Origin of the sequence: Pantoea sp. GM_Pan_3 (assembly GCF_026541045.1) — a bacterium.
Lineage (GTDB): Bacteria > Pseudomonadota > Gammaproteobacteria > Enterobacterales > Enterobacteriaceae > Pantoea > Pantoea anthophila.
Map to the genome: position 1 here is coordinate 93,075 of NZ_JALNVA010000007.1, position 12,444 is coordinate 105,518.

At 61.5% G+C, this 12,444-nt stretch carries 9 protein-coding genes; 3 read left to right on the forward strand and 6 right to left on the reverse strand.

Annotation, left to right across the window (positions count from 1 at the left end; all coding sequences use genetic code 11):
* Positions 1-2: 2 nt before the first annotated feature.
* The 3 genes from bcsA to bcsR are packed head-to-tail and all read right to left on the reverse strand — an operon-like array spanning position 3 to position 3,516.
* Positions 3-2,597 carry a UDP-forming cellulose synthase catalytic subunit gene (gene bcsA / locus OXR04_RS18335; protein ID WP_267372579.1) on the reverse strand — a complete coding sequence of 865 codons (2,595 nt, stop codon included), beginning with the start codon at positions 2,595-2,597 and terminating at the stop codon, positions 3-5.
* Positions 2,594-3,319 carry a cellulose biosynthesis protein BcsQ gene (bcsQ, locus tag OXR04_RS18340; RefSeq protein ID WP_267372578.1) on the reverse strand — a complete coding sequence of 242 codons (726 nt, stop codon included), beginning with the start codon at positions 3,317-3,319 and terminating at the stop codon, positions 2,594-2,596. Before bcsQ ends, bcsA begins: the two co-directional genes overlap by 4 nt.
* Positions 3,319-3,516, reverse strand: a complete 198-nt coding sequence (gene bcsR, locus OXR04_RS18345) for a cellulose biosynthesis protein BcsR (protein WP_009088390.1) — start codon at positions 3,514-3,516, stop codon at positions 3,319-3,321. Before bcsR ends, bcsQ begins: the two co-directional genes overlap by 1 nt.
* Positions 3,517-3,711: 195 nt before the next feature.
* Here bcsR and bcsE point away from each other — a divergent pair, with 195 nt between their 5' ends.
* Genes bcsE through bcsG form a run of 3 tightly spaced genes read left to right on the forward strand, consistent with a single transcriptional unit; the run spans position 3,712 to position 7,098 of the window.
* A complete protein-coding gene (gene bcsE / locus OXR04_RS18350) occupies positions 3,712-5,247 on the forward strand; it encodes a cellulose biosynthesis protein BcsE (RefSeq protein ID WP_267372577.1) in 1,536 nt (511 codons plus the stop codon).
* The gene (locus OXR04_RS18355; protein WP_009088386.1) at positions 5,247-5,444 is read left to right on the forward strand and encodes a cellulose biosynthesis protein BcsF; all 198 of its coding nucleotides are present in this window, start codon (positions 5,247-5,249) and stop codon (positions 5,442-5,444) included. Before bcsE ends, OXR04_RS18355 begins: the two co-directional genes overlap by 1 nt.
* The gene (gene bcsG, locus OXR04_RS18360; protein ID WP_111208633.1) at positions 5,434-7,098 is read left to right on the forward strand and encodes a cellulose biosynthesis protein BcsG; all 1,665 of its coding nucleotides are present in this window, start codon (positions 5,434-5,436) and stop codon (positions 7,096-7,098) included. Before OXR04_RS18355 ends, bcsG begins: the two co-directional genes overlap by 11 nt.
* 83 nt (positions 7,099-7,181) lie before the next feature.
* On the opposite strand, the gene OXR04_RS18365 is transcribed toward bcsG, so the two are convergent.
* Genes OXR04_RS18365 through OXR04_RS18375 form a run of 3 tightly spaced genes read right to left on the reverse strand, consistent with a single transcriptional unit; the run spans position 7,182 to position 12,444 of the window.
* Entirely contained in the window at positions 7,182-8,189 is a 1,008-nt protein-coding gene (locus OXR04_RS18365; RefSeq protein WP_111208632.1) for a glycosyl hydrolase family 8, read from the reverse strand.
* Between the two features lie 8 nt (positions 8,190-8,197).
* Positions 8,198-8,641 (reverse strand): cellulose biosynthesis protein BcsD, encoded by a 444-nt coding sequence (bcsD, locus tag OXR04_RS18370; protein ID WP_009088381.1) that lies wholly within the window; start codon positions 8,639-8,641, stop codon positions 8,198-8,200.
* Positions 8,641-12,444: a cellulose biosynthesis protein BcsC gene (locus OXR04_RS18375; RefSeq protein ID WP_267372576.1), complete on the reverse strand. Its 3,804-nt coding sequence runs from the start codon at positions 12,442-12,444 to the stop codon at positions 8,641-8,643. Before OXR04_RS18375 ends, bcsD begins: the two co-directional genes overlap by 1 nt.

Here is a 12,444-nt window from a genome sequence, read left to right on the forward strand (position 1 = left end):
ACTCAATGCAGATTTTTTGAGGCGGGCACGCGTCCGATGCCTTGCGGCAACAGCGAAGCCAGCCAGCTTACCCCAGCGGTAAGCAGGTTAAACAACCGACGTAACTGCGGCGGACCATATTCCGCCAGGCGCAGATAACCTTTGAAGCCGAGGATCATGATATCGGTGAGGCTCTGCACCGGTTTATCTTCCGGGAAACCGTCCTGCCACAACGCCCAGGTATCGGCTCGGGCGAAGGTACACTGGATAAAATCGATGTGCTGCCGGGTGGTCAGGGACTCAAGGCGAACGCCCGCCCGACGGCCAAAGACGCGCTGCACCGTGCAGGGGAAGCTGAACTCCTGCTGACCGCGACGCAGCAGCAGCCAGACCTTTTCATCCTCCCGCAACGCATCCGGCTCGCGCAGCTCCAGACCCACCCCGCCATCGGAGTAGTCCCGCAGCGTACAGGGCAGCATGTGGCCGTTTTCGCGCGCAATGGCGGCAGGCATCGCAATCTCCACGCGATGGGCCTCGCGGATCTGCCGGGCTTCAACCGAGACCGCCACCGCGCCCCCCAGAATCACCATGTTATAGATGACCCACACCAGGCTGACCCACACCGTTAACACTTCGTTGGCCGGGCCGTGCTGCATGCGCCAGAACGCCATCCCTACCCCCGCCAGGTTAAGCAACACCAGCAGCATATAAGGCCGGGTGATGACCCAGTCCAGATGCCGCTTCTCAACCAGCCCGCCTTTGGCGGTGACGTTAAACTTGCCTTTGTGGGGATTGATCAGCGCAACGGTCGTGGGCAGGGCGATATACCATGCCAGCACCGTTTCGTAGACTTCACTCCAGAACGAGTGTCGCCAGCGCCCCTGAATACGCGAGTTGGTCAGGCTGGTGTGCAGCATGTGGGGCAGTACATAGACCGCGATGGCCAGCGCGGGCGCGTAGATGATGTAGGCGTGGCAGAGCAGAAACGCCAGCGGAGCCAGCAGGAAGATCAGCCGCGGAATGCCGGAGAGAAAGTGCAGCATGGCGTTGGCATAACAGAGTCGCTGCACCCACTTAAGCCCTTTACCGAACAGGGGGTTATCCAGACGGAAGATCTGCACCATGCCGCGTGCCCAGCGGATTCGCTGTCCGATATGCGCTGACAGGCTCTCGGTCGCCAGTCCGGCGGCCTGAGGAATACGGATATAGGCCGAGGTGTAACCCAGCCGGTGCAGGCGCAGCGAGGTATGCGCATCTTCCGTTACGGTTTCGACCGCGATGCCGCCAATCTCCTCCAGCGCGGTGCGGCGCAGAATGGCGCACGAGCCGCAGAAGAAGGTCGCATCCCAGGTATCGTTGCCATCCTGAACCAGGCCGTAAAAGAGTGATCCCTCATTCGGCGTGCGGCGAAAACGGCCCAGATTGCGCTCAAACGGATCGGGCGAAAAGAAGTGGTGCGGCGTCTGCAGCATGGCCAGCCGGGGATCTTTGATAAACCAGCCCATGGTCATCTGCAAAAAGGCGCGCGTCGGCACATGGTCGCAGTCAAAGATCGACACGAAGTCGCTGCGGCAGTGCTTTTTCAGCGCATGGTTGATGTTGCCCGCTTTGGCGTGTTCATTCGAGGGACGCACCACATAGTTAACGCCAATGCTGGCGGCGAACGCGCGAAATTCGGGCCGGTTGCCATCGTCCAGCAGATAGATGTTAAGCCGATCTTTCGGCCAGTCGATACCCAGCGCGGCGTAAAGCGTCGGCCTGACCACACTGAGCGGTTCGTTATAGGTCGGAACCAGCAGATCCACCGACGGCCACAGCGCACGATCGGCAGGCATCGAAACCGGCTGACGGTTGAGCGGCCATAGCGTCTGGAAATAGCCCAGCACCAGCACCACCCAGGCATAGGTTTCGGCGGCGATCAGCAGCAGACCCAGCACCAGGCTGAGCGGGTCATCCCAGTTGAGTGTCGAGGTGTAACGCCACCAGAGATAGCGGCAGGATACGGTCAGCGACAGGACGATCAGCATCATGGTCGGTAAGCGGCCCGGCACGCGCCGCACCACCATCGCCAGACTCCAGAGCAGCAGCACAAAGATAAACTGCGTCAGCAGGTCAAAGGGCTGGCTGATACAGAGCAGCGCCAGTACCGACGCGATCACGCCCATCCCGGCCAGGAGGGTGTAACGCAGCAGGGGCGGCAGTCTCTTCAGCCGTCTTTCCGCCCGCGCGCCCAGCCCCTGCGCCTCTGCCTGCCTGCCACGCCTGTCAAGCCAGCGATAGACCCGCTGCCGCCAGCCAGCCAGCGTGGCGAAGCCGTTCACGCGGCGGCGGCCATCACCCGGCAGGATAAACACCAGCCAGAGCGTCTGGATCAGATAGCGCACAGGATCAAGCGGCTGCGGGCGTTCGGGCGAAATATGCGGATAGAGGCGGCGGCGCTGCTGAATAATCTGCTGCCAGCCCGGTGCCTCCAGGCGCAACAGCGTCACCGCCAGCCCGCACCAGAAGAGATGCAGCGCGCTGGCGAAGCGGGATGCTCCGTTGTTCCGGGCGGTGCTGTAGCGACGCTGCAACGCCAGCCAGGCGGGTCGGGTCAGCAGCCAGCGCAGCGGGTTCATACGCGATCGCCTTTCAGATGAAGCAGCAGCCAGTTCGCCAGGGTGGTGAGCTCTTCGCTGACCAGCGCGTGGGGCCGGTATTCTCCGACCGGCTGCTTCATCATCAGCGCTTCTGACAGCGCTTCATCCCGGTGGATCAGCAGCGGGATCAGCGGATTCAGCGACGCCATCCAGAGCTGATGCAGATCCTGCTGCAGGCGGCTGTTGGCGTTGAACTGGTTGATCAGAAAACGGGTCGCCGCAGGAAAGCGTTGCTGACTCAGGCGCAAATGGCAGTTCGCATCGGGCGTAATGACGCCGAGCAGGCCATCCAGCTGCGCATAGAGCGCCGTATGCCACGGCGCGCTTTCGGCGGGCAGATCAAAAATTATCCAGCCGTAGCGCGCCCGCAGCGCCGGTAGCGCCGCCAGCAGCGGGGCAGCAATCGTGCTGTCCTGAACCGCAGCGGAAGCGGAAGCGGAGAGCTGACCGTAGGGGAGCAGATCCGGCCCCTGCGGATAGCGTTGGGCGCTCTGCAGCCAGTCGCCGCCGTGACACAGCGCCTGCATCCAGCCCTGCTCCGCCTGCACCGGCAGATTAAAATGCATGCCGAGCTGGCTGACCGGCGAGCCGTCAATCAGCAGAACCTGTTCACCCAGTGCCGACAGCGCCCAGCCGAGGCCCGCGCAGAGAGAGGAGGTGCCGACACCGCCCCGGATGCCCTGAAGTGCCATCAGCGCCATCAGCGATGCGGCTCCGGCTGTGCGGCAACGGTTTCGGTTAATAATGGCCAGCGCGATACGATCTCTGCCAGCCGTTCTTCGCGGGCAATATCGATATAACGGAACGCGTGCAGAGAAAAGGCGTCACGCAGTGCGCTGATATCATCCTGAGGTCCACCCTCAACGGCGACCGGCGTATAAACATTCGGGTTTGTCATTATTTTTCGCCACGAATAAACAGTGTCGGATTGAGGACAGTGGCCTCTTCGCCTTTTTTCTGAAAAGGGGTTTCCAGAATAAGGACGCTATCAGAAAAGCGTAATTGGCCTGTCGCAGTAATTTTTAATTCGTCAGGTTACAACCTGTGCTGACTATAATAAACTAGCCTGGGCTGGAACAATATCGAATTCATTATGAAAAATTCTTTTTCACTGGGGCTGCGACAGGTTCAGCCTGAAGTCATAACGTTGCAAAATCCCGGTTTTTATTGGGTCACCTGCGCACGCCAGCAGGATATGCGTGCCTTTATTCGACAGGTTATTTCCCAGCAGCATGCCGCCACGCTCATCAGCGCCGGGCTGCCGCCCCGCGAGCTGCTGACGCCCGACCTGACGGGCGGCCCCGGCCGTATCCCGCTCTTTTCTCTGCCGGCAAATAAAAAAAGTCTGCTGCAGCTGGAAAGGGATTTATCCCGCACGCTCAGTCATAAAAGTGGGCTGGTGATCTTCAGCAGCAGTACGGCGCAATGGGATAAATTAAACGAAGCGGAGTTGCGTGACTGGATAACACGCATGCGCAGAATGTTGCGCAAACGAAATATTACACTTCTCATCGTCACCACCGGTATTACTCTTTTTAATCAGACCAGCTCGCTTCAGCGTTATTATCGTCAGATAGACGGACTGGCTTATTTAACCGTTGAGCAGGATAGCTGGCTGTATCAAATAAGCTGGTGGTATACCGGCGAAAGACTGTTTGCCGATCGCACGCTTCGTCTGGGCTATGAAGATGCGCATTTCTTTGCGTTAAAAGAAACGCAGGAACCGCTGAGCCTGAATGATGAGCAACACTATCTGGCCGATAAAAGCGTGCTTGAAGGCGCGCCGCCGCTTTCCCGCCAGTGGCAGCTGTTTGATGATAATCAGCAGGTCTGGTTACAGGCGCAGCAGGCCCATGCGGCCACCGTGATCTTCAGCCTGAATCACAGTGAACAGATCGGTGAACTGGCAAAAATGGTGCACAGCCTGCGCCGCGCGCGCGGCAACGGGCTGAAAATTGTGGTGCGTGAGATGGGCGTCAGCCTGCGTTACAGCGATGAGCGCCTGCTGCAGGCCTGCGGCGTGAACACCATTGTGCCTACCACGGCGGCGATGTCGCGCTTTCTCACCATGCTTGAAGGGATTCAGGGGCAGCGGTTCAGTCGTCGCGTGCCCGCCAGCCTGGATGCGCTGATCGCCTCCCTGCAGCCGCTGCATGAAAAGGGCTATCTGCGCCTGGATGCGTTCTGTGAGGCGGTCAGCCAGTTAATCAGCAACACCCTGCTGCCGGAAAATGACAAAGGCCTGCTGGTCGCCCTGCGCCCGGTGCCGCAGCTCACCCCTCAGCAGGTTCTGACGCTTTGCAAACCGCGCCGCTTTGGCGATCTGGTCACGGTGCTGGAGGATCGGGTGATTCTGTTCCTCTCCTCCTGCCGCTACAACGACCTGGATAAAGCGCTGAAATTTATCTTTTCACTGCCGCACGATGAGCTGTTTGCCAACCGGATTATCTGGTTTGAGGACAACCAGATCCTCGCCGAGATCGGCAACATTAAAAAAATGACGCCGATGGCGCTGCAGGTGCTGACGCCGGTTTCCGATTCGGTGCGCACCGCGGAGACCCCGCCAGTGGCCGCGCCGGAGCGCCCGGTTCCGCAGCCCATTACATTACTGCCGGAGAGAGAGTCCTGATGAACCTGATGGATTGGGTGCAGATTGCGCTGCTGCTGCTGTTCATTCTGCTGATCGCCAGACCCGTGTGGCAGCAGTGGCTGCCGCGCCGCTGGAACGGTCTGCTGAATCGCCTGTTACCTGCACGTGCGCTGAAGTCTGAGGGGCACTGGCAGCGTCAATCTTCAAAAACGGATGCCAACATTAATGAAAAATGATCAACCCGCTGCGGCCCACGCTTCCCGTTTGTGGTCCTGCTGGCGCGGCCTGGGCGGCTGGAATTTCTATTTCTTAGTGAAGTTTGCCCTGCTGTGGTACGGCTATCTTAATTTTCACGCCCTGAGCAATCTGGTGTTTCTCGCCTGGCTCCTCTTCCCGCTGCCGTCGCTGCGCCTGCATCGCCTCCGTCACTGGATCTCCCTCCCCATCGGGATCGGGCTGTTCTGGCATGACACCTGGCTGCCCGGGCTCAGCAGCCTGCTCAGCCAGGGCGACCAGCTGGCGGGCTTCTCCGCCGCTTACCTGCTCGATCTGGCTGACCGTTTTATTAACTGGCAGATGTTAGGTGCGCTGTTTGTGCTGCTGGTGATCTACCTGTTTGTTTCGCCCTGGATCCGCATCACCGTGCTGGTGTCGCTGATGATGATCTGGCTCAACGTGCTGACTATCGCCGGCCCGGCGATGTCGCTGCTGCCCACGCGCGCCGCCACGCCGCAGGTGGTTCTGAACCAGACGCCAGCCGCCGCCAGCCAGCCCGCGGCGGCACCGGAGGGGCTCGATCAGTCGGCTGCCCCCACCAGCGCCAGCCTGACCGCCTGGCTCAGCCGCTTTTATGAGAGTGAACGCAAGCGCGTCACCCACTTCCCTGACAGCCTGCCAGCCGATTCGCAGCCGTTCGACATTCTGGTGATCAATATCTGTTCGCTCGCCTGGTCTGATATGGATGCGTCCCAGCTGCGTAATCACCCGCTGTGGCAGCATTTCGACATCATGCTGACCAACTTCAACTCGGCCACCAGCTACAGCGGCCCGGCGGGGATTCGCCTGCTGCGCGCCAGCTGCGGTCAGACCTCGCACAGTGACCTCTATAAGCCCACCGATTCACGCTGCTATCTGTTCGATAATCTGGCGAAACTGGGCTTTAAAGAACAGCTGATGATGGATCATACCGGTGTGTTCGGTAACTATCTCAAGGAGTTACGCGAGTCGGGCGATATTCAGGCTCCATTGATGTCCCAGGCGGGTATTGCGCCGGAACTGACCTCATTCGACGGCTCGCCGGTGCTTAACGATGCCCAGGTGATGCAGCGCTGGCTGGATGACCGCAGCAAGAGCAGCGATGCCCGCAGCGCCACCTTCTACAATCTGATCCCGCTGCACGACGGCACGCGCGACCTGGGCAGCACGAAAACGGCCCCGTGGAAGCCGCGCGCTCAGCTGCTGTTTGACCAGATCGACGCCTTCCTGACGCAGCTGGAGAAATCGGGCCGCCGGGTGATGGTTCTGGTGGTGCCGGAGCATGGTGCCGCGCTGCAGGGCGATAAAATGCAGATGTCCGGCCTGCGCGATATCCCCAGCCCCGACATCACGCACGTGCCGGTGGGAATTAAGTTTGTCGGCATGAAGGCACCGCATCAGGGGCAGCCCCTGAATATCGATGCGCCAACCAGCCTGCTGGCTGTCTCAGAGCTTGTCTCGCGCGTGGTCGATGGTCAGGTGTTTAATGCGCCGAATGTGAACATGTCAGTGCTGACGGATAAGCTGCCTCAGACGCCTGTCGTGTCGGAGAATGATGGTGCGGTGGTGATGATGTATCAGGGCAAACCCTGGATCCGGCTTAACGGCGGCGACTGGGTCGCCTACCCGCAGTAGCGCAGCGATGAAGGGGGTTCAGGCGCGTCGGCGCGCCTGAACCGGAATGAACCCGCTGCTATCCGCAACAGGGCGCTGAGCAATCAGCGCTTCTCCTGAAAGGCCTGCCAGGTCAGTAACTGCAGGCTGGCCGAAAAGTAGTTCTGATCCGCCGCCAGCGTATCGCTCAGATAGCCCGTCTCATTCAGCGTCAGGTCACGAACTGCCAGCAGACCGCCCTCAAGATGGTAAGGGGCCGGGGTATTCGCCAGCACGTCAAACCAGGCTGGCGTCAGCATCCGGCTGTAACCCTGCCAGACGCGCTGAAACGGCACCAGCGCCAGACTGTGCGGGTCATACCACCAGATGTTCAGCGGCACGCGAATGGCGTCGTAGCTGAAGCGGCTGGAATAGCCGACGGCCGGGGCAACCGTACCGTCAGCATTCAGCGCCACCCAGTCCAGCGGCAGGCCGGTTTTCCCAAAGCTCAGCTTACCCAGCAGATCGAAACCGTCATTGATCAGCTTATCCCAGACCTGGAGATGGCTGCGCTCGCCAAACTCATGCCAGGCCTGAAACAGGAAGTAGGAGGGGTTCAGCACTACAAAGCTGCCTTTGTTAAAGCCCTGCGCCCCCGGCAACAGCACGGTGTGCCCGCCAAAATTCGCCACATCCAGCCGGATGATGGCACGCTGGATACGGTCAGAGGCCTGCTGATAACTCTCTGCCTGCCACTTCTGCGCGGCACGCTGCAGCGCCCAGGCGAGCAACACATCACCATCCGAGGCGTTGTTTTTGTCGGCAACCGGGTTGTCACTGCCCGGCACATAGCGCCAGTAGAACAGCTCGGTCTGCGGATTACGCAACTGGGTGCGCGTCCACTGCCACAGCCGATCAAAAGTGGCGCGGTCATCGTTAGCGACCGCCAGCAACATGCCATATCCCTGACCTTCGGTGTGACTGACATTGTTATTGGCGGTGTCGATGATCCGCCCTTCAGCGGTGACAAAACGGCTTTTAAAAGTGTCCCAGCCGCTGGCACTGGCCTGCGCGCTGCAGGCCAGCAGTAACACTGAGCAGATCCAGCCCAGCCAGAATGGCTTACGTTTCATAATTGATCCTATTGATATCGATAGTACAGCGTACTGCCTTCACTGCGTTCAGCCGTCACCGGCACCCGGTTGCTGCCGCCCTGCCCCTGCAGCCAGCCCGAAAAAAGACCGGCCAGCACCGCACCAAACGCCGACTGCCACTCAGCCGGTGAAAGGATGTTGTCGCCTGCCGGTATAGCGTGACAGGTAATCCGCAGCGCCGCCTCTTCCGGCTGAAGCTGCACAAATCCCCAGTTAAAGCGCGCCAGCTGCAGATTACACTCGCGCTCCAGATCCTGCACGGTGCGTGCCGCTGGCAACGGATAGCGGGTCGCCAGCGACTCCCCCATGCGGTAGAGGAAGGCTTCCGCCTCCTGCTGACCGGCGTTGGCGATCATCCCCTCAATCAGCACGCTGACCAGGTCAAACCAGCCCGGCTGCCAGGGATGCGAACCGCCCGAATGCTCACTCATTACTTCTCTCCGAACAGATAGCGGACATAGAGCTGCGCACTGCTTTCGTTGTAGTCACCAAAGGTGTCATAGCCCAGCTGGCCGCCGATCGTCACATCTTTATTGAGTTTATAGTCAGCCCCCGCGTGCAGGTTGTAGCCGACGCCATTTTTACTGCCACCCGAGTAGTACGCCTCTTTCACGCTGCCACCGGCGGCAAGCGCCTCCAGCTGCGACTGCAGCCGGGCATCGGCCGGGAAGTACGCACTCTTATCCTGGCTGTAGCTCTGATAACCGGCGGAACCGCCGATGTTCACTTTCAGATCGTTAAACCGGCGAGAGAACTCAACCGGGAAAGAGACCGCCGCATAGTTCTGCGGGCTGAAGTAGCCGCCCTGCCCGTAGCTGAAATAGCTGAGGTTTTTCGAGAAGTCCATCCACGACAGGCTCATCCCCACTTTCAGCTCGCGGTCATCGCTGTGGAACGGACGAACGTAAGCGCCTGCCGTCGCCTGGAGACTGTTGTTGCTGGCAACATTTTCGCCCAGATAGCTGTAAGCGCCTGCCCCGGCATAGAAGCCCGCATCGCCATTGTCATAGCTTAACAGGGCGTTAGCCCCGTTCTTCGTGACGCGGCCCCAGCGTTTGCCGCTGGCCTTATCCTCTGCGCCCACGTATGAGAGCAGGCTGTCGGTAATGGCGCGGCGCTCGCCGGTCAGGATCAGCGTCAGGAAGTCGGTCAGCTTCGGTGACCACTGAACGCCGCCCACCAGGGTACTGAGATCCTGCCCCAGCGGCGTACTGCCGAGATCGACCTTGTAACGGTCGCCCTTCAGCGCCAGATTCAGCTCCACGCCCGACGCCGTTTGCGAATCGGTGGTGGCGTTCGGCAGATCATTGACCGTAGCACCGCCTGCGGCGACCACATTGCCCTGGCTCAGCGCATTGGTGCCGAAACGACGCCACGCATCGGCCGCGCCGCTGCCCGCCGTGAGCGAGACCGGCGTGGCGGTAAAGTCAAAGCGCGCCTTTTCAAACGGCACGGTAGAGAACGTCAGCGGCGCTTTGGCTTCGGTGAGTTTGCTCAGGCCTGACTCGCCATCACGCCCGCGCACCTGCACCATACTCTGACTCCAGGTGCCGGTTTTCTCCTGCAGCGAATCCATCATGGTGTCGATCTCGTGCAGCGTCTGCGCCTGTCGGGACGCGGTTTCGCTGCCCGCAGCCGGTTCGCCCTGTGCCGCCACCCCGGCAGGCGCTGCCTGCCACGGCAGCACGGTGCCGTAGCTGGACGCGGTGCGTCCTACCGGCGAAGTGTGGCGATTGATAAAGGGGTTATCCGCCATGGCCAGCCCGCCTATCGTCGGCACGCTGCCGGGTTGCGCACCCTGCAGGCCGATCAGCTGACCACGCGCGGAACGCAGATAGCCCATCGCCTGCGTATGGTCGCCATTGGCTTCCGCGACGCGCGCCAGCAGCAGCAGGCGATCGGCCGACGGCGCGGTGCGGTTAAGGCCGCGACTCAGCGCACTGGCGCGCTGCACATCGTTCTGCGCCAGCGCCACGTTGATGGCCCCGACACGGGCATCCTGAGTCGGGGTATCCTGGGTCATCAGGTAGTCATACACCACACCGGCATCCCGGTTCATCTTACCGTCCTGGTAAAGACGGGCCATCGCGAACATCAGATCGCGGTTCTGTGGATCCTGTTGCAGGGCACCAATCAGCTTGTCATAGGCCACCGCATACTGCCGCTGCTGCCGCAGGCGATCCACTTCATTAATCAGATAGCCGTTGCGAATGCCGGCCAGCTGGGTCGGGGTACTGCGCGCCTGCAGCTCAGGGTTGCTGAGGAAGCGCTGTGCCTCACTGCCAAGGCCCGCCTGATTCAGCACCGCCATCTGCGCTGCATAGTCGCCCGCATTCCCCTGCACGCCGCGCTGCAGGTTCGCCCGCACCAGCGAGACGGCGCTGGGGAGATCGCCCGCCTGCGCCAGCTTCTGCGCCAGGTTACCGGCATCAACCGGATTCGCGGGCGGATTGACCGTGAGCGCTTTCAGGGTATTGGCAGCGGCGGCCGTGGCCCCCTGCGCCAGATAGCGATCGGCGGTGCTCATCTGCAGGTTGAAATTGACCCGCTGCGCCAGTTCACGCATCGCTGCGGTCTGTGCGCTGGCGGGAATGCGTGACAGTAAGGTGCTGGCCTGCTGCCAGCCGCCGCTTTCGCTGGCGTTGAGTGCGCCGGCATACAGCTCGCTGCTGCTGGCACCGCTGCGCATGACCGGCTGCATCACGTTAGCGGCCAGCAGCGTATCCCCCTGCTGGCGGTAGAGCCGGGCCAGATCGAGCCGCAGCCACCCCTCCGTGGGATAGCGCTGAATAGCCTGTTGCAGCGTCGCCATCGCCGCGGCGCTGTTACCGGCGGCCAGCTGACGCTTCGCCTGCTGGCGCAGCGCATCGGCTTCATTCGCCCGCGGTGCGACGCTCTGGCGTACGCTCTCCGGCAGGGAGCCCAGCAGACTGCCAGCTTCAGCCGTGCGATTCTGCTGGCGCAGCACGTAGAACAGCCCCTCTTTGGCGCTGCGGTTATCCGCATCGCTTTGCAGGATTTCGCGGTAGATCTGCTCTGCCTGGACGGGCTGATTCGTGCGGCGCAGCACGTCGGCGCGGAACAGCCTGGCGGCCAGCCCTTTTTCGCCCTGCGCCTGCATCAGCGGTTCGCTTAATGTCAGCGCCTGTGCGCTGTCGCCGTTTTTCAGCGCCTGCTGCGCGCTGGCCAGCTGCGCATAGAAGCGGGCATCGTCGGCCTGCTGCTGACGCGACGCACTCTGATCGCCGCCAAGCTGCGCCGCCCGCTGCAGATAATCGGCCGCTTCCTGATAACGTCCGTCACGCTGGGCCACGTAGCCCATGCCCGCCAGCGCATCCGCATCCTGAGGATTGGCACCCAGCACTTTTTCAAAGCTGGCCTGCGCCCCGCCGACATCCCCGCTGTTGAGCGCGCTGAAGCCCGCCCCTTTTTCTGCGCCACCCACATTCTTACGGTAGTAGTCCATGACCGCTGTATCCTGCGGATGACGCTGCTGCCAGGTCTGATAACGCGCCGCATCGGCGGGCTGCGGGCCGAGCCACAGCAGCGCCTGACGCAGTGAACGGTCAGCATCCTGATTGCCGCTCGCCAGCGCGCTCAGCACTTCAATGCCTTCACGGCGGGTCGACTCCTGATAGGTCAGCGCTTTTCCCAGCGCCAGCTGCGCACCCGTGTCCTGCGGATGCTGCGCCGCAAACTGCCGCAGCGCCTCGACCGCCTGCGGCAGCAGCGTACGGTCGCCGGCCATGGTGAGATAATATTCCGCCGCCACGCTGGCGGGCGGCTCATTGCCGCTGAAGGTGTTGCGCCAGGTCTGTAACGCCGCCGGTATATTGCCGCTGCGCGCCTGCTGACGCGCCAGCGAAAGCTGCGCCTGCGGAATGGTCTGCATCTGGCGCGCATTATCCAGCTCGCTCAGATGGGGATCGCCAGGGGCAACCTGACTCAGGCGGGCGCGATACTGCGCCGCCGCCGCCGTGTCGCCGCCCTGCTGGGAATAGAGCGCCAGCAGGTAGAGCGCCTGGGTGTTGCCGGGTTCCACCATCAGCACCTTCTGCAGCGAAGCCTTCGCCAGATCGTCATGCGCCTTCTGGTGCCAGTAAGAAGCCTGGTCGAACAGCGCCTGCAACGCCGGGTTGCTGCTTTCCGCCGCCAGCAGCGGCGAAGAGAAGATCAGCGTGCTGCCCAGCAGCAGCGCATGGCGGATTCCGGCACTTATCAGAGTCGTTTTCAT

Bases quoted from the DNA above. Each gene is read 5' to 3' on its own strand.
- bcsG (WP_111208633.1), top strand. From the start codon at position 5,434: ATGAAAAATGATCAACCCGCTGCGGCCCACGCTTCCCGTTTGTGGTCC.
- OXR04_RS18365 (WP_111208632.1), bottom strand. From the start codon at position 8,189: ATGAAACGTAAGCCATTCTGGCTGGGCTGGATCTGCTCAGTGTTACTG.
- OXR04_RS18375 (WP_267372576.1), bottom strand. From the start codon at position 12,444: ATGAAAACGACTCTGATAAGTGCCGGAATCCGCCATGCGCTGCTGCTG.
- OXR04_RS18355 (WP_009088386.1), top strand. From the start codon at position 5,247: ATGAACCTGATGGATTGGGTGCAGATTGCGCTGCTGCTGCTGTTCATT.
- bcsQ (WP_267372578.1), bottom strand. From the start codon at position 3,319: ATGGCGCTGATGGCACTTCAGGGCATCCGGGGCGGTGTCGGCACCTCC.
- bcsR (WP_009088390.1), bottom strand. From the start codon at position 3,516: ATGACAAACCCGAATGTTTATACGCCGGTCGCCGTTGAGGGTGGACCT.
- bcsA (WP_267372579.1), bottom strand. From the start codon at position 2,597: ATGAACCCGCTGCGCTGGCTGCTGACCCGACCCGCCTGGCTGGCGTTG.
- bcsE (WP_267372577.1), top strand. From the start codon at position 3,712: ATGAAAAATTCTTTTTCACTGGGGCTGCGACAGGTTCAGCCTGAAGTC.
- bcsD (WP_009088381.1), bottom strand. From the start codon at position 8,641: ATGAGTGAGCATTCGGGCGGTTCGCATCCCTGGCAGCCGGGCTGGTTT.